This window comes from Corynebacterium sp. Marseille-P8863 (assembly GCF_946902955.1).
Lineage (GTDB): Bacteria > Actinomycetota > Actinomycetes > Mycobacteriales > Mycobacteriaceae > Corynebacterium > Corynebacterium gottingense.
In genome coordinates, this window is sequence record NZ_CAMPQC010000001.1 from 221,381 (window position 1) to 239,405 (window position 18,025).

Here is an 18,025-nt window from a genome sequence, read left to right on the forward strand (position 1 = left end):
CTTGGCATAGCGCCGGGTGCGCTGCCGGTGCGGTTGGGCTACTGAAGGTCGAAGTCGGTGACGCGCGCGACGTCGCGGGGGTCCTGCTTGAAGGCGATGCCGAGGCGGTTGTAGCTGTTCACGCCCACAATTCCCACGATGAGCGCGCGGGTGACTTCCTCTCCGAGGGTGTCCAGCGCGCGGTTCCACAGGTCGTCCGGGAGGGAATCAGGGGCGTCATCGAGCTCGGTGATCGTATCGGCGAGCTCGAGGATGAGCGCCTCGGTCTCGCTGAACTCGCTGGCGTGGCGGGTCCACTGCTCGACCTTGAGGATGTAGTCCTCGCTCCAACCGTGCTCGCGGGCATTGCGACGGTGGATGGCCGTGCAGACCGTGCAGCCGTTGATGGCGGTGGCGCGGACGGCGGCGAGGTGCCCGAAATCGGGGTCGAGTTTCTCCCGCATGTACTGCATGGGCGGGTAGAACATGTCGATGATCTCTTGGGGGACTTCGCGCGCGGTCATGCTGGGGATCATACCGAAGCGAGGGTGCCGGCGTACAGGTTAAAGTGACGGTCCCTGACAAAGCCTGCGAGCGCCATGTTGGTCTCGCGCGCCAGCTCCACTGCCAGCGACGACGCGGCGGAAACCGCCACCAGCGCGGGGAATCCCGCCATGGCCGCCTTTTGGACGAGCTCGAACGAGGCGCGCGAGCTCATCACCAGCACCATGTCGTCCGCGGGGAGGCGGCCCTCCAGCAGCAGGTGGCCGATGACCTTGTCCGCGGCGTTGTGGCGGCCGATGTCCTCGCGCACGACGATCGGGTTGCCCGCAAGGTCGAACGCGCCCGCGGCGTGGATCCCGCCTGTCTTTCTGAACTGCTTCTGCTCCGCGCGCAGCGCGTCGGGCAGCGTCACCACGAGCTCTGGGTCTAGCTCGATCGGGGTGATGGGCATGTGGACTTTGTGCAGCAGCTCGCTAATAGACTGCGTGCCGCAGACACCGCACGCGCTGGTAGTTGGGGTGAGACGGATGAACTCCGGCGTGACCGGCTTTGCCGTCTCGGCGAGCTCCAAGTCAAGCAGGTTATAGGTGTTCTCGCCGCCAGATCCGACGGCGCCTGCACAGTAGCGGGCCGTGCGCACATCCTGCGGCGCGGTAATCAGGCCTTCCGCGTAGCACCAGCCGTGCGCGAGCTCCACGTCGTGGCCCGGGGTGCGCATCGTGGTGGTGAGCGTCTCCCCGCCGGCGCGGATTTCCAACGGCTCCTCGGTGGTGACGGTATCCGTGCGGGTGTCCGTGAACACCCGCCCCGCCTGCTCGCCGTCGCCGAGGGTGACCTTGGTGACGGCGAAGCGCTGGTTAATCCTGCTCATCGCCCGCGTCGCTCCCGTCGTTTTCGTTCTTGTCGCTGTTGTCGCTGTTGTCGTAACGCTCGAGCAGCTGCGTGGTCGCCTCAATGAGTTGGCGGGTCGCCGACTCTGTCGCGTCCGGCGTGGCGTCTGGGCCCAGCTGTTGCCCCGCCGCGAGCCCGACAAGAAATGCCGTGGTGGGCGCCGCCGGGCGCGACGGCCCGTTGTGGGCCACAGCGGCGGTGAGGTCCAGTACGTCGCCCACTAGCGAGCGCACCGCCTCGGGCGCGACGCCGAGTTCTTTCGCCACGGCGGCGAGCCATTCGTGGGTGGTGTGCAGTGCATCGTCCTTCGCCATGAGTTCTCCTTTCGGTGTTGGGCCAGGATAGCGCGTTGCGTCAAATGCGGAGCGCGGTCTGGCCATTCGCGGATTCCCATCGGGGTAGCGGGATCAAACGAAGTGTAGTAAAAATAACCGTACCGGACAAAATAACCGAAAGGCAATGGCAATGCAAGACAACACCAAGGTGAAAGAGCGTGTGCAAAAGCTGCTCAACCAGGCTAAAGATCGCGAGGGGACACCCGAAGGGGACTCGTTTTACGCGAAGGCCTTTGACCTGATGGCCGCGTACGGATTTTCCGAGCGCGACTTGTCGCAGCCGGAAGCGGAGAAGGCAGCGACTTACCGAATCTTTAAGATCGCCGGAACATACACCGATATGCAGGCAAAACTCCTGCTCTGTATCGCGCAGGCGCTGCACTGCGTCGGCTTCTATCAGCGCGTCTACAACTCCACGCGCGTCAACCAGGTCACGGTGTTCGGGCTGGAGAGCCACCTCGAGCGCGTGAGTCTGCTGTACTCCATGCTCCGCGTGGTCATGCTGGACGGCGCCGGCCAGCTCAGGGCCACGAGTCTTGCGGAATCCATCGTGGTCACCCGCCGCTCGTACATGACGGGCTACGCCATCCGTATCAGCCAACGCCTCGCCGAGGCAGAGCATCGCGTCACCGAGTCATCGAGCGAGTATGCGCTGGCGCTTATCGACGATGCCGAGCAGGCCCGCAACGCCCAGGCGGAATTCGCCGCCGCGCACGGCCTGTACATCCACGCCGACTCATCGAACCGTTCCTTTGACCCCGCTGCGTACATTCAGGGGCAGCAAGCGGGCGATGCCTCCGACATCGGGCAGACGCGCGTCGCTGCGCGGCCCGCGTTGCCGTTCTAAGGTGAAGGCTGGGTGGGGGCGAGTGGGCGTCGAAAAGCGATTTGCCCTGGAAGTGGCGCAAGGTATAGGCTTATCGGTCGGACTTGTGTGAGGAGCACAAGCCGAAAGACCAACTGTACATCCAACTTTGTTGCAGGCCCCCCGCCAGAATGCGGACCGCGTGCAAGGGAGGCGGCGAGCGCCCCACGTTACTGAGCGTGGGGAGCGTGAAGTAGCCCCCGACAGACCACACGGCAAACGCGACCTTTCAGGGTCAGGTGGGCTTAGGGAACCGCAACGAGAAAGGAACCGGTCACTCACTATGACCATGACTGATCCGATTGCGGACATGCTGTCCCGCGTGCGCAACGCAAACAATGCGCAGCACGACAGCGTGTCCATGCCGTCCTCGAAGCTCAAGGCGAACATCGCCGAGATTCTGAAGCAGGAAGGCTACATCGCTGACTACAAGGTTGAGGACACCAAGGTGGGCAAGGAACTCACCCTGGACCTCAAGTACGGCCCGACCCGCGAGGCTTCCATCGCTGGTCTGCGCCGCGTTTCCAAGCCGGGTCTGCGCGTGTACGCAAAGTCCACCGACCTGCCGCAGGTCCTCGGAGGCCTGGGCGTGGCCATCATCTCCACGTCCCACGGTCTCCTGACCGACCGTCAGGCCCAAGAGAAGGGTGTAGGCGGGGAAGTCCTCGCTTACGTCTGGTAAAGGGAGGTTGAAAAGACTATGTCGCGTGTAGGTAACGCACCCATCGCAATCCCGAACAACGTTGAAACCAAGATCGACGGCCAGACCGTCGAGGTCAAGGGCCCGAAGGGCACCATGACCGTCGAGGTTCCGGCCCCGATCACCGTTGCGGTTGAGGAGAACCAGATTGTGGTGTCCCGCCCGGACGACCACCGCAAGAACCGCTCGCTGCACGGCCTGTCGCGTTCGCTGATCAACAACCTTGTGATCGGCGTGACCGAGGGCTACAAGATCAACATGGAGATCTTCGGCGTCGGCTACCGCGTGCAGCAGAAGGGTAAGGACCTCGAGTTCTCCCTCGGCTACTCGCACCCGATCCTGATTGAGGCGCCCGAAGGCATCACCTTTGCTGTCGACGGCAACACCAAGCTCTCGATCGAAGGTACCGACAAGCAGCAGGTTGGCCAGATTGCGGCGAACATCCGCCGTCTGCGTAAGGATGACCCGTACAAGGGTAAGGGCATCCGCTACGCGGGCGAGCAGGTACGTCGCAAGGTCGGAAAGACGGGTAAGTAATCATGAGCAATACTGCAGAGAACACCAAGCGCACCCCGATTGGCAAGGACATCTCGTCCCGCCGTCGCGAGGCTCGCGCACGTCGCCACAACCGCATCCGCAAGACCCTGCGTGGCACCCCGGAGACCCCGCGTCTCGTCGTGCACCGCTCGTCCCGCCACATCCACGTGCAGGTCATCGACGATCTGGCTGGCCACACTCTCGTGGCCGCTTCCTCCATGGAGCCGGACGTCCGCAACCTGGACGGGGACAAGAAGGACAAGGCAGCCAAGGTCGGCGCACTCGTCGCGGAGCGCGCCAAGGCAGCTGGCATCGAAGAGATCGTCTTCGACCGCGGCGGCTACAAGTACCACGGCCGCGTTGCGGCTCTTGCTGAAGCAGCTCGTGAAGGTGGTCTGAAGTTCTAATGATCACCGCAACCATCACCATCAACGGAAGGATCGCGTAATGGCCGAACGTGAACGGCGTGACGGCGGACGCTCCGCCGACAACCAGAACAACAAAGGCAACAAGAACGAGCGCGGTGGCCGCGGCCGCCGCGACGACCGCCGCAACCAGAACGACGAGCGCGACAAGTACATCGAGCGCGTCATCACCATTAACCGCGTCGCAAAGACCGTTAAGGGTGGCCGCAACATGTCCTTCACCGCACTCGTTGTGGTCGGCGACGGCCAGGGCATGGTCGGCGTCGGCTACGGCAAGGCGAAGGAAGTTCCCGCCGCAATCCAGAAGGGTGCCGAGGAAGCTCGCAAGAACTTCTTCCGCGTCCCGATGATCGGCGGCACCATCCCGCACCCGGTCCAGGGTGAGGAAGCTGCGGGCGTCGTTATGCTTCGCCCGGCTGCTCCCGGTACCGGTGTCATCGCCGGCGGCGCTGTCCGCCCGGTGCTCGAGTGCGCAGGCGTCCAGGACATCCTGGCCAAGTCCCTCGGTTCCGACAACGCCCTGAACGTCGTTCAGGCAACCGTTGCCGGCCTGAAGGAACTGGTGCGCCCCGAAGAGGTCGCCGCGAAGCGTGGCAAGGACGTCGAGGACGTTGCCCCGGCCCGTATGCTGCGCGCACGCGCAGGACAGGAGGCGTAAGCACAATGGCACTGAAGATCACACTGCACCACGGTAAGGTCGGCGAGAAGCCGCAGACCATCCAGAACCTCGAGGCTCTGGGCCTGCGCAAGATCGGCCAGTCCGTGATCAAGAAGGACAACGCCGCGACCCGCGGCCAGGTGCTCAAGGTTCGTCACCTTGTCACCGTTGAAGAAGTTGCAGGGGAGTAGATAGCACATGGCTGACATCATCAAGCTTCATGATCTGCGCCCGGCAAAGGGTGCAAACAAGCCGAAGCACCGCGTAGGCCGCGGTGAAGCCGGCAAGGGCGGCAAGACCGCCGGCCGCGGTACCAAGGGTACGAAGGCTCGCTACCAGGTTTCCGCAGCGTTTGAGGGTGGCCAGATGCCGCTTCACATGCGCCTGCCGAAGCTGAAGGGCTTCAAGAACCCGAACCGCGTCGAATTCCAGGTTGTCAACGTCAACGACCTGGCCAAGGCCTTCCCGAACGGCGGCACCGTGTCCATCGAGGACATCGTTGCAGCTGGCCTGGTTCGCAAGAACCAGCCCGTCAAGGTCCTGGGCAACGGCGAGATCGACGTCAAGCTCGACGTCACCGCGAACAAGTTCTCCAAGTCCGCAGCCGAGAAGATCCAGGCTGCCGGCGGCTCCGTCACTGAGGCGTAAGCGCCTTTTCCGAGCCGAGAACGCTCGAGCCCGCCACCCCTTGTTTTAAGGGGTGGCGGGCTTTTTGCGTTGAGGGTTAGAGGTTTAGCGGCAGCTCAAACACAAGGTCCTCGCACATGATGCGTGCGTTTGCGTTGCCGTCCCACACTGGGCTGAGGCCAACCTCTTTGAGCGCTTCGACTACTAGGGCGGCAACTTCGGCATCCGTTTCCAGGCTTGGGTTTTCATAATCCCCGAAGCCGAAGTAGAGGAGCCCGATGTGGATGACGCTGTCCACATCCTGCTGGGTGCAGTAGGCATAGCCCCGGTGGCCGGCCTTTTCGGCGTGCGTGCCGCCGTCCTCGACCGCTTCGTCCTTGGTGTAGCCTTCGTCGAAGGAGAACGAGATGTTGCGCTTTGCTAGCGCCTCGTGCAGAGCTTGGATGCGCTTGGCGTCCTCGGAGGCCTCCGGCACGAGGCGGGCGTATTCTGCGCTGACTTCCTCTACCAGGGGTGTTGGGTCGGAGTCCATGTTGTCCTCCAACCACGCGGTGATTTCATCGCGGTGCCATCCGTGGCAGAGCAGGAGAGAAATCTGGCTGGTGGTTTCGTCTGCCTCGTAGACGCCGTCGGCGGGTGGGAATTTGCTCTTGGTCATGGCGTGGGGGCTCATGCCCCTGCAGTGTAGCGAAAAGAGGGTACGGTGGCCACGGGTTGGGCGCGTTCAAGTCAGAGCAGGTCGCTGGGCACGGCTAAACAGCGCAAGCAGGAGCTCGATTATCGGTCCCCGATCGGGGTTTCACGAAGTGCTGGTTGCGCTGTTTAGGCCCCGGGTGGGTGAGAACGAGCTCCAGGTTGCGCTGTTTAGGCTCCGGGACAGGCAGGGACGAGTTCCTGTTGGCGCTGTCTGCGCTCGAGGCGGCGTTGCCAGCTAGTCGACGAGAACACGATGACAAACACGCAGACATTCCCAGTCTTCTCGTCATGCGGTTCTCGTCATGTAGCGCGGAAGGCACAGGCCGCATCACCGGAGAGCCAGCTACGCCCTCGCGCGGTGCGCGAGACGGTTACCAATGGACTGGATCGCCTGGACCACGACGATCAGGATGATCACGGTGGTGAGCATGGCGACGGAGTCGAACTGCTGGTAGCCGTACGAGATGGCGAGGTCGCCAACGCCACCGCCGCCGATGGTGCCGGCCATGGCGGTCGCGGAGATGAGACCGACGGTCGCCGTCGTTACCGCGAGGATGATCGAGGACTTTGCCTCCGGCAGCAGGAAGTGCCGGATGGTTTGGCCCATCGTGGCGCCCATGGAGTCGGCCGCCTCGGTGATGCCGGGGTTGACCTCCAGGAGCGACTGCTCGATGAGTCGCGCGATGAATGGCGCGATGTACAGGGTCAACGGCACGAGCGCCGCCGTGGTGCCGATTGCGGTGCCGGCAATCACGCGGGTGAAGGGCGAGATCGCCACCAGCAGGATGATGAACGGCAGCGAGCGAACCACGTTGACCAGGACGTTGAGGACGCCGTAGGCAATCGGGTTCGGTTTCAGCCCGCCCGGGCGCGTGATCACCAGGGCGAGCGCCAGTGGGATGCCGATGAGGGCGCCGACGAAGAGCGCGATGCCGACCATGTAGACGGTCTCGCCAAACGAGTCGATGTACATGGATGGGGTCACGCGCGACCCTGTCGTGCCGCGCCACCAGGAGTTCAGCTGATCCATGGTTATGCGTCCTTTCCGCTACGAATGCGATTGACGGAAACTCCCTCGAGCCCTTCCAGCCACGCCACGGCGTCGGCTACGTCCTGCGTGGCGCCGCCGCGAAGGCCGAGCACGGTCGCGCCGACGGTCGTGCCGGCGAGGTCGGCGTCCGAGGAGGACAGCAGCTGCGCGTCCAGGCCGAAGCGGTTGATCAGCTCGGTGAACACGCCGGAGGCGGCGCGCCCGGAGTGAATGAGCTGGACCACTTGGTCGAAGGCGCTGGCGTCGATAGTGGCCCGAACGCTCTCGGGGATCTCCCGGGGGATCACGGTCTCGACGAAGCGCTGCGTCAATGCCGCCTGCGGGGCGGCGAAGACCTCCGCGACGGGGCCGGACTCGACCAGCTTGCCGGAATCCAAGACCGCAACGGAGTCCGCGAGCCGGGCGACAGCATCCATTTGGTGCGTGATGAGCAGGATGGTCACGCCGAGTTCGGCGTTGATGGCGCGCAGGAGGTCGAGGATCTGGGTGGTGGTCAGCGGGTCGAGGGCGGACGTGGGTTCGTCGCAAAGCAAAATGCTCGGATTGGTCACCAGCGCACGGGCGATGCCGACGCGCTGGCGCTGCCCGCCCGAAAGCTGGCGCGGCTTGTGGTCGGCGCGGTCGGTCAGGCTGACGAGCTCGAGGACCTCGTTAACGCGGCGAGTGATCTCCGCCTTCGGCGTCTTGGACAGCAGCAGGGGAGTGGCGACGTTTTGCGCGACGGTCTTGGTTTCCAGCAGGTTGTAGTTCTGGAAGACCATCGAGACCTCGCGGCGCAGCTCGCGCAGCTCCTTCGGGCTCAGCTCGGACGGCTGGCGGCCGAGCACCGTGACGGTGCCGGAGGTGGGCGACTCAAGGCCGTTGACCGTGCGGATCAGCGTGGACTTGCCCGCACCAGACGTGCCGACGACACCGAAGATCCCGCCCGTGGGGACGGCGAACGTGATGTCGTCGAGCGCGGTGAACGTGCCTCCGGAGGTATCAAAGACCTTGGAGACGTGGTCGAAGGCGACGGCGGGGCCGGTCACTGCAGCGACTCCGGGAGGAACCAGTAATTGTTCTCGTTGTGCTCGTTCAAGTAGTCCTTGAACTCGTCGGAACGGTAGGCGTCAGCCACGGCCTTCGCCCACGGCTTGTCGGCCTTGTCCTCGGTGGTCACGGCCACGAGGATCAGCTCCGGACGCAGGTTCTCCTGGAAGAGCTGCAGGTTCGGGTCCAGGCCCGCGGAGTAGGACATGGAGCCCGGGATCACGGCCCAGTCCAGGTCGGGCAGGGAGCGCGACAGGTTTGCCGAGTCCATCGGCTGGATGTCCAGGTTGTGCGGGTTCTCAGCGATGTCGGCCTCGGAGACGAGCGTCTCGTCGGCGTCGTCGCGGAGGGTGATCCAGCCGGCGTCGACAAGCACGTGCAGGGCGCGCGACTTGTTCGAGCCGTCCATCGGGACGCCCACGGACTGGCCATCGGCGACCTCGTCGATGCTCTGGTGCTGCTCCGAGTACACGCCAGCGGGCACGGTCGGGACCTCGGTGATGGAGGTGAGATCCGCGCCCTTCTCGTTGTTAAACACGTTCATCCAGCCGGTGTGCTGGTCCACGTTGAGATCCGCGGAGCCCTCGGCCAGCGCCGTGTCGGCCTGGGTGAGGTCGGTGAACGACTGGTAGTCGACGTTGTAGCCCTCCTTCTCCAGGATCGGGCCAACGGCGTCCTCGAACAGCTCCGAGTACGGGCCGGGCGAGGTGGCCACGCGGATGGTCTCCAGGTCACCCTCGGCGGTGGTGTTGTCGCTCGACTCGCCCGAGCAAGCGGTCAGCCCCAGCGTGAGTGCGGCGGCTGTGGTCAGTGCTGCAAACTTCTTCAGCATGACAGTCCTTTCGATCAGGATTAATCTCGACAAATCAGTACCTTAAACCTATCGGTCCAGAAATTCAAGACAGAGTTGTCTATCGGCGGGGCTCGATGCCTATCGACGCCACGCCTCGGCCCCGCAGCCGAATGGGGCGAGCTGTGCCTGGGCTGGAAAGGTGCCAGAAAGGTGCGAATCTCCTTGTGGTGACATTGGAGCAACCCGCTAAGCCTCATGCGAGTCGAGTGTTCGCAAGATGGGCTGCTAGGGTAGTGGGGTCAAATATGTACGGGTGAGCTTTAGCATGCCTTTTGGCAGGTAGGGCGGCTCGTAGTTCATACTGTTCGCAATCTCCTGCTTATTTTTTGCAGTGGGAGCCAGGAGGCTTTGTGTCCGCTATTCTTCAGGCGTTTAAAGATCAGGATCTACGCCGCAAGATCCTGATCACGCTCGCCCTTATGATCCTGTACCGCGTCGGTGCCCAGATCCCCACGCCAGGCGTGGATTACGGCCTGATCCACTCTCGCCTGGAGGAGATCTCCCAGGGCGATCAGGCGACGATGTTCTCCATCATCGGGCTCTTCTCCGGCGGCGCGCTCCTGCAGCTGTCCATCTTTGCCATCGGCATCATGCCGTACATTACGGCGTCTATCATCGTGCAGCTGCTCACCGTGGTGATCCCCAAGTTTGAGGAGCTGAAGAAGGAGGGGCAGTCCGGTCAGGCAAAGATGACGCAGTACACGCGTTACCTCACCGTGGCGCTGGCGCTCCTCCAGTCCGCCGGCATCGTCGCGCTGGCTGACCGCGAGCAGCTGCTCGGCCAGGGTATGCCCGTGCTGGTTGAGGACCGCAATGTGTGGACCCTCATCGTGATGATCATTGTGATGACGTCGGGCGCCATCATCATCATGTGGCTCGGCGAGATCATCACGGAAAAGGGTGTGGGCAACGGTATGTCCCTGCTCATCTTCGCCGGCATTGCCACCAAGCTCCCGTCCGAGGGTGCGATCATCTTCCAGAACTCCGGCGGAGTCGCGCTCGCGGTGGTTATCGCGGCCATCATCGTGCTCGTCGTGGGCATCATCTTCATCGAGCAGGGCCAGCGCCGCATCCCGGTGCAGTACGCCAAGCGCGTCGTTGGCCGCCGTCAGTACGGCCGCACCGCGACCTACCTGCCACTGAAGGTGAACCAGGCCGGCGTGATCCCGGTCATCTTCGCATCCTCGCTGATGTACGTGCCGGTGCTGATCACCCAGATCGTGAACATGAACAAGCCGACCCCGCCGGACAACTGGTGGATGAACCACGTCATGGCGTGGCTGCAGAACCCGGGCTCCTGGCAGTACATCGTGGCTTACTTCATCATGATCATCTTCTTCGCGTACTTCTACGTCTCCGTGCAGTACGACCCGGTTGACCAGGCTGAGAACATGAAGAAGTACGGTGGATTCATTCCGGATATTCGTCCGGGCCGCCCGACCGCGGAGTACCTCGGTTATGTGATGAACCGTCTGCTGGTGGTCGGCTCGCTGTACCTCGCTGTGATTGCGATCCTGCCGAACCTGGCGCTCGACGCCGGTCTGGCTGGCTCCGGCCGCATGGGTATGAGCGCGTTCGGCGGCACGGCTATCCTGATTATGGTGTCCGTGGCCCTGACCACGGTCAAGCAAATTGAATCCCAACTCCTGCAATCCAACTACGAAGGACTTCTGCGATAATGCGTCTCGTACTTCTTGGCCCTCCCGGTGCCGGCAAGGGCACCCAGGCGGCGATCCTCTCCGAAAAGCTGGGGATCCCGCACATTTCCACCGGTGACCTGTTCCGCGCCAACATCGGCGAGGGCACCCCGCTCGGCGTTGAGGCGAAGAGCTACATCGACGCCGGCAAGCTCGTGCCTACCGACGTCACCGCGCGCATGGTCGAGTCCCGCCTCCAGGAGGACGACGCCAAGAATGGCTTCCTCTTGGACGGCTTCCCGCGCACCGTCGAGCAGGCGGAGATCCTCACCGAGCTGCTGGAGAAGGCCGACACGAAGTTGGACGGCGTGCTCAACTTCGTCGTCGACGAGGATGTTGTCGTCGAGCGCATGCTCGCCCGCGGCCGCGCCGACGATAACGAGGAGACGATCCGCACCCGTCTCTCCGTCTACCGTGACGAGACTGCGCCGCTGATCGACCACTACGGCGACCAGATCATTTCTATCGACGCCGTCGGCGACGTTGATGAGATCAATGCCCGCGCGATGGAGCAGCTGCAAAACCTGAAGTAGGGGGGACAACGAAGAGGGCCGGTGTGCGTGGCGCACCGGCCCTCTTTCTGTGCACAGCACCTACTGCCCCAAGAACTCGAAGAAAGGCCCGACCGATGGGTTTCAGAAGACGCAAGATTCCCGCCAAGACACCAGCGGAACTCGACGCCATGGAGGCCGCCGGCCGGATCGTCGGCGAAGCGCTGACGGAGGTCCGCGCCGCCGCCCGGCCAGGAATGAGCACCCTCGACCTGGACCGGATCGCGGAGTCCGTGATCCGCGACCACGGCGCGACACCCACGTTCCTGGGCTACCAGGGTTTCCCGGGCTCCATCTGCGCCTCGGTGAACGCCGTGGTGGTGCACGGCATCCCGAGCGAGAACGTCGTGCTTGCAGAGGGCGACCTCGTCTCCATCGACTGCGGTGCCACGCTCAACGGATGGGTCGGCGACTCTGCGCTGAGCTTTGGCATTGGTGAGTTGGCACCGGAGGTAGACGCGCTGAACAAGGCCACCGAGTGGGTCCTGGAGCAGGGCATGAAGGCGATGCGTCCGGGCAATCGCCTCACCGACGTATCGTCCGCGCTCGAGCAGGCGACCTGCACCGCCGAGGACCGCTTCGGAGTAGTGGTGGGCATCCTTGACGGCTACGGAGGCCACGGCATCGGCCGCACCATGCACGAGGAACCCTTCCTGGCCAATGAGGGGCGCCCCCACCACGGGCCGGTCATCCAGGAGGGATCCGTCCTGGCGATCGAACCGATGCTCATTCTCGGCGGAGAGTATGACTCCTATGTGCTTGGCGACGGCTGGACGGTCGTCAGCGCCGACGGGTCACCTGCGGCGCACTGGGAGCACACCGTCGCCGCGACCTCCGACGGGCCGCGGGTGCTTACCCCGCGCAAATAACACACCGTTTATGCGTGCCTGACTATCAAAACTTGGCGGAAGTAGTTAAACTGCTGTCTATGTCTTACCAACCCCGCCACGCAAAGCCGTCGGCAACCAAGCGCCGTGCGGCTGCCGTTGCCGCCGCTGCAGGCGTCATTGCTTCCCTGGCCGCCAACCCGATCGCAGCCAACGCGGCCCCGGCCGCACCGGCTCCGCAGCCCGCGCCGAATGCGGGTTCTTCCTTCGCCTCGCTGTCTTCCGAAGCCGGCCTGGACGGCTTCCTGAAGAGCGCGAACATCCAGCTGCAGAACCTGGGCACAAGTGCCGATCAGGCAGTGCGGGACGCAGCATGGAACCTGCGCACCACCCTGCGCACCCAGGCAGACAGCCTGGCCGCACTGAACCCGGACCTGCCCGCGCAGGCAAAGGAGTCCATCGACCAGATGGTTGAGGCGCTGTTCCCGGGCCTGATCGAGGAGCGGACCCCGAAGCCGAAGCCGGCTCCGGCACCTGCCCCCGCTCCGGCCCCGGCTCCGGCACCCGCCCCGGCTGAGCAGCCCGCACCGGCACCGGCCCCGGCCTTTGACTACGGCTCCTGCCCGAAGGACGCGAAGGCGTGCGTGGACGTTGATGGCCGCCGCTCCTGGCTGCAGAACAACGGGGAGATGTACTACACGGCCGACCTGGTCGGACCCGGCCGCCCGGGTCAGGAGACCCCGCGCGGTACGTTCTACGTCAACCGTAAGGTGAAGGACGAGATCTCGTACGAGTTCAACAACGCGCCGATGCCGTACGCCACCTACTTCACCAACAACGGCATCGCCTTCCATCAGGGCGATCCGTCGATCCTGTCCGCTGGCTGCGTCCGCATGTACCGCGCTGACGCGCAGCGTTACTTCAACGATCTGCAGATCGGCGACAAGGTTTACGTCTACTAGAACAACGTAGCGTCGATAAGCGTCAAGCCCCGCTCTCCACTTGATGGAGGCGGGGTTTGTGTTTGTGCAGGTAGTTGGCTAACATAGTCGTTTGGTGTGCAGGCATTCCGTCTGCGCGCTCTGTAGCACACGTGAAATACGACTAGTACCTGCGGAAACGCGGGGCTGTAGGAAGTGGATTGAATGGCAAAAGAAGGCGCAATTGAGGTTGAGGGCCGCGTAATCGAGCCCTTGAAGAACGCAACGTTCCGTGTCGAGCTCGACAACGGGCACCAAGTCCTTGCCCACATCAGTGGCAAGATGCGCCAGCACTACATCCGCATCCTTCCTGAGGACCGCGTCGTCGTGGAGCTTTCCCCGTACGACCTGGACAAGGGTCGTATCACCTACCGCTACAAGTAACTACGTAAGCCTCCTTGCCCAGACGCGCGGGTTTGCCCGCGGCGTCGACTACCTCCGGCCACGGTGGCTGGAGCCGCGCGAGTCTCAACCCATCCTCCGGCTCGGTCCGGACAAAGCGTTGTTTGGCGTGGGCGGGTAGGGAGAAAACCACCGTAACAACCCGAAAGGAACGTAGCCACATGGCACGTCTCGCTGGTGTTGATCTCCCGCGCAACAAGCGCATGGAGATCGCGCTCACCTACATTTACGGCATCGGGGCTACCCGTGCCAAGGAACTGCTCGAGAAGACCGGCATTTCTCCTGACCTGCGCACGGACAACCTGAGCGACGATCAGCTCGCAGCCCTGCGCGACGCAATCGAGTCCTCCTACACCGTCGAGGGCGACCTGCGTCGTGAGGTGCAGGCTGACATCCGCCGCAAGATTGAAATCGGCTCCTACCAGGGTCTGCGCCACCGTCGTGGCCTGCCCGTCCGCGGCCAGCGCACCAAGACCAACGCGCGTACCCGCAAGGGCCCGAAGAAGACTATCGCAGGAAAGAAGAAGTAACATATGCCTCCGAAGACTCGTTCCGGCGCGCGCCGCGGTCGTCGCGTCGTAAAGAAGAATGTGGCCGCTGGCCACGCGTACATCAAGTCCACCTTCAACAACACCATCGTGTCCATCACGGACCCGAACGGTGCTGTCATCTCCTGGGCCTCCTCCGGCCACGTCGGGTTCAAGGGCTCCCGTAAGTCCACCCCGTTCGCCGCGCAGATGGCTGCTGAGAACGCCGCCCGCAAGGCGATGGATCACGGCATGAAGAAGGTTGACGTCTTTGTCAAGGGTCCCGGCTCCGGCCGCGAGACCGCTATCCGTTCGCTCCAGGCCGCCGGCCTGGAGGTGTCCTCGATCTCGGACGTGACGCCGCAGCCGTTCAACGGCTGCCGTCCGCCGAAGCGTCGTCGCGTTTAAGGCAGAAAGGAAAAGAGGTAAAACACCATGGCTCGTTATACCGGCCCTGCTACCCGTAAGTCCCGTCGCCTCCGCGTCGACCTCGTCGGCGGTGACATGTCCTTCGAGCGTCGCCCGTACCCCCCGGGGCAGGCTGGCCGCGCTCGCATCAAGGAATCTGAGTACCTGCTCCAGCTGCAGGAGAAGCAGAAGGCTCGCTTCACCTACGGCGTGATGGAGAAGCAGTTCCGTCGCTACTACGAGGAGGCCAACCGCCTCCCGGGTAAGACCGGCGATAACCTGCTGATCCTCCTGGAGTCCCGTCTGGACAACGTCGTCTACCGCGCAGGTCTGGCTCGCACCCGCCGCCAGGCCCGTCAGCTGGTTTCCCACGGTCACTTCACCGTGAACGGCAAGCGCGTCGACGTCCCGTCCTACAAGGTCACCCAGTACGACATCATCGATGTCCGCGACAAGTCCCGCAACATGCTCTGGTTCGAGGACGCGCAGGATAACCTGCTCGACTCCGTCGTTCCGGCTTGGCTGCAGGTCGTTCCGGACACCCTGCGCATCCTCGTGCACCAGCTGCCCGAGCGCGCTCAGATTGAGGTGCCCCTGCAGGAGCAGCTCATCGTCGAGCTTTACTCGAAGTAACCCAGGTTGCTTCGCCCCGCGCTCATTGCTTATCGACGCTTCCGTGCGCGGAATCTTCCAAACACATCCGTTCCTACCGGCTTCAAATAGCGGGAGCCGATAAAGGAGAAGTTCATGCTCATCTCTCACCGTCCGCAGTTGACCGAGGAGTACATCGACACCAACCGCTCGAAGTTCGTCATCGAGCCGCTCGAGCCTGGTTTCGGCTACACCCTCGGTAACTCCCTGCGCCGCACGCTGCTGTCGTCCATTCCGGGCGCGGCCGTGACCTCCATCAAGATCGATGGTGTGCTCCACGAGTTCACCACCATCGCTGGTGTGAAGGAGAACGTTTCCGAGATCATCCTCAACATCAAGGACCTGGTGCTGTCCTCCGACTCCGACGAGCCGGTTGTTATGTACCTGTCCGTCGAGGGCCCGGGCAACGTCACCGCGGGCGACATCGAGCCGCCGGCTGGCGTGGAGATCCACAACCCGGATCTGCACATCGCATCGCTGAGCGAGCAGGCTCGTCTGGAGATGGAGCTTGTTGTCGAGCGCGGCCGCGGCTACGTCCCGGCCATGCCCAACGCGGGCGGGGAGCCCGGCCGTATCCCGGTCGACCAGATCTACTCCCCGGTCACCCGCGTCGCCTACAAGGTTGAGGCGACCCGTGTTGAGCAGCGCACCGACTTTGACAAGCTGATCATCGACGTGGAGACCAAGAACTCCATGGCAGCGCGCGACGCCCTGGCTTCCGCAGGCTCCACCCTGGTGGAACTGTTCGGCCTGGCCCGCGAGCTGAACACGGCGTCCGAGGGCATTGAGATCGGCCCCTCCCCGCAGGAGACCGAGTTCATTGCCGCGTACAACACGCCGATCGAGGACCTGAACTTCACCGTGCGTTCCTACAACTGCCTGAAGCGCCAGGAGATCCACACCGTCGGTCAGCTCGCAGAGTGCACCGAGTCCGAGCTGCTGGACATCCGGAACTTCGGCCAGAAGTCCATCAACGAGGTCAAGATCAAGCTCGCTTCGCAGGGCCTGACCTTGAAGGATGCTCCGGAAGATTTCGACCCGACGCAGATCGAGGGCTACGATGCCGAGACCGGCGACTTCGTCGATCCCAGCGGGGATGAGACCGAGTAACACTCGCGTAAAGCCGAGTAACACGTAAGAGCACGCGCTCAACTAACGCACACGAGGAGTACGAAAATGCCTACCCCTAAGAAGGGTGCCCGTCTCGGAGGGTCCGCCAGCCACCAGAAGCACATTCTGTCCAACCTGGCTATCTCCCTCTTCCAGCACGGCGCAATCAAGACCACCGACGCGAAGGCACGCATGCTGCGTCCCTACGCCGAGAAGCTGATCACCAAGGCAAAGAAGGGCACCGTGGCAGACCGCCGCGCAGTCGCCGCTGAACTGCCGAACAAGGAGATCGTTGCTTACCTGTTCAACCAGCTCGCGCCCCTGTTTGAGGGCCGCGAGGGCGGCTACACCCGCTCCATCAAGCTGGAGAACCGCGCGGGCGACAACGCCCCGATGACACAGATCTCGCTCGTCCTCGAGCAGACCGCGTCCACGGAGGCTGAGCGCACCGCACGCGCTGCCGCTTCCAAGCAGGCAGACGCCGAGGCAGCCGAGTCCGCTGAGGCTCCGGCAGCCGAAGAGGCTGAGTCCGAGGAGAAGTAGGACTAGCCACGGCTAGCTCCCGCGCCTCCGGGCCCGCGGCGGCCCCTCCCGATTCGTTCGGGAGGGGCCGTTTTGCGCGTTCCGGGCCCGTTTCGCGCGGTGTGTTCGCGGTGTGTTTCGGTAGATACCGATAGTAAGAACCCGATAAGGCCGTTTTGGGGCGTCTCTTCGGGGTCTTAGTATCGGTATCTGCGGTGGCGGGGCTGGTGATGGGCCGGCGGCGGGGCCGGCGGCGGGCACGCCGCGCGGCCACGCCAGCGCCGTTTGCTAGCCTTATGCGAATGAAAGACGCAGCGCAGCACGACCCGGACCTGATGCGGGTGCGGCTGGACATCGCGTACGACGGCACAGAGTTTCACGGTTGGGCTCGGCAAACGTCGGGCGTGCGCACCGTGCAGGCCACCATTGAGGACGCGTTGTCGCTGGTCCTGCGCACGCCGATCACGCTCACCGTCGCTGGCCGCACCGACGCCGGCGTCCACGCCACCGGCCAGGTCGCGCACGCCGACATCCCGCGTGCCTCGCTCGAGCAGCGCTCGCTCGGCGGCGACCCGACGCGCCTGGTGCGCCGCCTGGCCAAGCTCTTTCCGGAGGACGTGCGCGTCTTCGGGGTCCGCGAGGTCAACTCGCTTTTCGACGCCCGCTTCGCCGCCCTTTCTCGCTCCTACACCTACAAGGTGACCACCAACCCGGCGGGTGCGGTGCCGACCCGGCGCACCGACATCGCCGTGTGGCCGAAGCCAGTGGACCTCGCGCGCGTGCAGGAGGCGGCGTCGCAGCTGGTGGGGCTGCACGACTACGCGGCATTTTGCAAGCCGAAGGAGCACGCGACGACGATTCGGCAGGTGCAGGAGTTTGGGTGGGCGGAGACGTCGGCAAGCGTGCTCGAGGCGCGCATCACCGCGGACGCCTTTTGCTGGAACATGGTGCGCGCGCTGGTGGCAGCGTGCCTGACGGTGGGGGAGGGGCGTCGTGAAGCGGAGTGGGTCACGGGGCTGCTCGGGGAGCGCGCGCGGAACCCGGAGGTTCCGCTGGCGCCGGCGCGCGGGCTGACGCTGACGCGGGTGGACTATCCGCACGAGAGCGCGTTTGCGGAAAGAATCGCGACGACGCGCGACCGGCGCACACTGTAGCGAACCCAAAGGCCTAGAATGCTAGCGAAGTATCAGAGCAAGGAGG

The 18,025-nt window shown here is 63.9% G+C and carries 25 protein-coding genes; 18 read left to right on the top strand and 7 right to left on the bottom strand.

The window, feature by feature from the left end; all coding sequences use genetic code 11:
- Window positions 1-38 precede the first annotated feature (38 nt).
- The 3 genes from OVO38_RS01085 to OVO38_RS01095 are packed head-to-tail and all read right to left on the bottom strand — an operon-like array spanning window position 39 to window position 1,688.
- Window positions 39-503, bottom strand: a complete 465-nt coding sequence (locus OVO38_RS01085) for a carboxymuconolactone decarboxylase family protein (RefSeq protein ID WP_165765485.1) — start codon at window positions 501-503, stop codon at window positions 39-41.
- Window positions 504-511: 8 nt separating this feature from the next.
- Window positions 512-1,354 (bottom strand): formate dehydrogenase accessory sulfurtransferase FdhD, encoded by an 843-nt coding sequence (fdhD, locus tag OVO38_RS01090; RefSeq protein ID WP_267207541.1) that lies wholly within the window; start codon window positions 1,352-1,354, stop codon window positions 512-514.
- The gene (locus tag OVO38_RS01095) at window positions 1,341-1,688 is read right to left on the bottom strand and encodes a DUF6457 domain-containing protein (protein WP_267207542.1); all 348 of its coding nucleotides are present in this window, start codon (window positions 1,686-1,688) and stop codon (window positions 1,341-1,343) included. The genes fdhD and OVO38_RS01095 overlap by 14 nt, the downstream gene beginning before the upstream one ends.
- A 151-nt stretch (window positions 1,689-1,839) precedes the next feature.
- Here OVO38_RS01095 and OVO38_RS01100 point away from each other — a divergent pair, with 151 nt between their 5' ends.
- The 7 genes from OVO38_RS01100 to rplO all read left to right on the top strand — a co-directional run bounded on the left by OVO38_RS01100 (window position 1,840) and on the right by rplO (window position 5,542).
- A complete protein-coding gene (locus OVO38_RS01100) occupies window positions 1,840-2,556 on the top strand; it encodes a DUF2786 domain-containing protein (RefSeq protein ID WP_267207543.1) in 717 nt (238 codons plus the stop codon).
- Window positions 2,557-2,857: 301 nt separating this feature from the next.
- Window positions 2,858-3,256: a 30S ribosomal protein S8 gene (rpsH, locus tag OVO38_RS01105; RefSeq protein WP_095277910.1), complete on the top strand. Its 399-nt coding sequence runs from the start codon at window positions 2,858-2,860 to the stop codon at window positions 3,254-3,256.
- 18 nt (window positions 3,257-3,274) lie between these two features.
- The gene (rplF, locus tag OVO38_RS01110; RefSeq protein WP_095535298.1) at window positions 3,275-3,811 is read left to right on the top strand and encodes a 50S ribosomal protein L6; all 537 of its coding nucleotides are present in this window, start codon (window positions 3,275-3,277) and stop codon (window positions 3,809-3,811) included.
- Window positions 3,812-3,813: 2 nt separating this feature from the next.
- Window positions 3,814-4,218 carry a 50S ribosomal protein L18 gene (rplR, locus tag OVO38_RS01115; RefSeq protein WP_095277905.1) on the top strand — a complete coding sequence of 135 codons (405 nt, stop codon included), beginning with the start codon at window positions 3,814-3,816 and terminating at the stop codon, window positions 4,216-4,218.
- Window positions 4,219-4,258: 40 nt separating this feature from the next.
- Window positions 4,259-4,894, top strand: a complete 636-nt coding sequence (rpsE, locus tag OVO38_RS01120; RefSeq protein ID WP_095547634.1) for a 30S ribosomal protein S5 — start codon at window positions 4,259-4,261, stop codon at window positions 4,892-4,894.
- Window positions 4,895-4,899: 5 nt separating this feature from the next.
- Window positions 4,900-5,085, top strand: coding sequence for a 50S ribosomal protein L30 (gene rpmD, locus OVO38_RS01125; protein WP_095277900.1), 186 nt, complete (start codon window positions 4,900-4,902; stop codon window positions 5,083-5,085).
- Window positions 5,086-5,092: 7 nt separating this feature from the next.
- Window positions 5,093-5,542: a 50S ribosomal protein L15 gene (gene rplO, locus OVO38_RS01130; protein ID WP_267207544.1), complete on the top strand. Its 450-nt coding sequence runs from the start codon at window positions 5,093-5,095 to the stop codon at window positions 5,540-5,542.
- A 76-nt stretch (window positions 5,543-5,618) separates the two neighbouring features.
- Here rplO and OVO38_RS01135 read toward each other — a convergent pair whose 3' ends face one another.
- From OVO38_RS01135 to OVO38_RS01150, 4 genes are all read right to left on the bottom strand, one after another.
- Window positions 5,619-6,194 (bottom strand): DUF6891 domain-containing protein, encoded by a 576-nt coding sequence (locus OVO38_RS01135; RefSeq protein WP_133064715.1) that lies wholly within the window; start codon window positions 6,192-6,194, stop codon window positions 5,619-5,621.
- 366 nt (window positions 6,195-6,560) lie between these two features.
- Window positions 6,561-7,247 (bottom strand): methionine ABC transporter permease, encoded by a 687-nt coding sequence (locus OVO38_RS01140; RefSeq protein ID WP_267207545.1) that lies wholly within the window; start codon window positions 7,245-7,247, stop codon window positions 6,561-6,563.
- A 2-nt stretch (window positions 7,248-7,249) separates the two neighbouring features.
- On the bottom strand, window positions 7,250-8,296 hold the full coding sequence (locus tag OVO38_RS01145) for a methionine ABC transporter ATP-binding protein (RefSeq protein ID WP_267207546.1): 1,047 nt from the start codon (window positions 8,294-8,296) through the stop codon (window positions 7,250-7,252).
- Window positions 8,293-9,129: a MetQ/NlpA family ABC transporter substrate-binding protein gene (locus OVO38_RS01150; RefSeq protein WP_095547631.1), complete on the bottom strand. Its 837-nt coding sequence runs from the start codon at window positions 9,127-9,129 to the stop codon at window positions 8,293-8,295. The genes OVO38_RS01145 and OVO38_RS01150 overlap by 4 nt, the downstream gene beginning before the upstream one ends.
- 371 nt (window positions 9,130-9,500) lie before the next feature.
- On the opposite strand from OVO38_RS01150, the gene secY reads away from it, so the two are divergent.
- The 11 genes from secY (at window position 9,501) to truA (ending at window position 17,979) form a co-directional block, all read left to right on the top strand.
- Window positions 9,501-10,829 carry a preprotein translocase subunit SecY gene (gene secY / locus OVO38_RS01155; RefSeq protein WP_267207547.1) on the top strand — a complete coding sequence of 443 codons (1,329 nt, stop codon included), beginning with the start codon at window positions 9,501-9,503 and terminating at the stop codon, window positions 10,827-10,829.
- Window positions 10,829-11,380, top strand: coding sequence for an adenylate kinase (locus tag OVO38_RS01160; protein ID WP_095277884.1), 552 nt, complete (start codon window positions 10,829-10,831; stop codon window positions 11,378-11,380). The genes secY and OVO38_RS01160 overlap by 1 nt, the downstream gene beginning before the upstream one ends.
- Before the next feature lie 95 nt (window positions 11,381-11,475).
- Complete coding sequence (gene map, locus OVO38_RS01165) at window positions 11,476-12,267, top strand: type I methionyl aminopeptidase (RefSeq protein ID WP_095553376.1); 792 nt, start codon at window positions 11,476-11,478, stop codon at window positions 12,265-12,267.
- 59 nt (window positions 12,268-12,326) lie between these two features.
- Entirely contained in the window at window positions 12,327-13,187 is an 861-nt protein-coding gene (locus OVO38_RS01170) for a L,D-transpeptidase (RefSeq protein WP_205691141.1), read from the top strand.
- Between the two features lie 183 nt (window positions 13,188-13,370).
- Window positions 13,371-13,589, top strand: a complete 219-nt coding sequence (infA, locus tag OVO38_RS01175; RefSeq protein ID WP_095277878.1) for a translation initiation factor IF-1 — start codon at window positions 13,371-13,373, stop codon at window positions 13,587-13,589.
- Between the two features lie 179 nt (window positions 13,590-13,768).
- On the top strand, window positions 13,769-14,137 hold the full coding sequence (gene rpsM / locus OVO38_RS01180; protein WP_038588440.1) for a 30S ribosomal protein S13: 369 nt from the start codon (window positions 13,769-13,771) through the stop codon (window positions 14,135-14,137).
- A 3-nt stretch (window positions 14,138-14,140) separates the two neighbouring features.
- Window positions 14,141-14,542, top strand: a complete 402-nt coding sequence (rpsK, locus tag OVO38_RS01185) for a 30S ribosomal protein S11 (RefSeq protein ID WP_095277876.1) — start codon at window positions 14,141-14,143, stop codon at window positions 14,540-14,542.
- Between the two features lie 27 nt (window positions 14,543-14,569).
- Window positions 14,570-15,175: a 30S ribosomal protein S4 gene (gene rpsD, locus OVO38_RS01190; RefSeq protein WP_095277872.1), complete on the top strand. Its 606-nt coding sequence runs from the start codon at window positions 14,570-14,572 to the stop codon at window positions 15,173-15,175.
- Between the two features lie 114 nt (window positions 15,176-15,289).
- Entirely contained in the window at window positions 15,290-16,303 is a 1,014-nt protein-coding gene (locus OVO38_RS01195; protein ID WP_095277869.1) for a DNA-directed RNA polymerase subunit alpha, read from the top strand.
- A 66-nt stretch (window positions 16,304-16,369) separates the two neighbouring features.
- Window positions 16,370-16,846, top strand: a complete 477-nt coding sequence (rplQ, locus tag OVO38_RS01200; protein WP_095277866.1) for a 50S ribosomal protein L17 — start codon at window positions 16,370-16,372, stop codon at window positions 16,844-16,846.
- Window positions 16,847-17,127: 281 nt separating this feature from the next.
- Complete coding sequence (truA, locus tag OVO38_RS01205) at window positions 17,128-17,979, top strand: tRNA pseudouridine(38-40) synthase TruA (protein WP_267207548.1); 852 nt, start codon at window positions 17,128-17,130, stop codon at window positions 17,977-17,979.
- The last annotated feature ends 46 nt before the right edge of the window (window positions 17,980-18,025 follow it).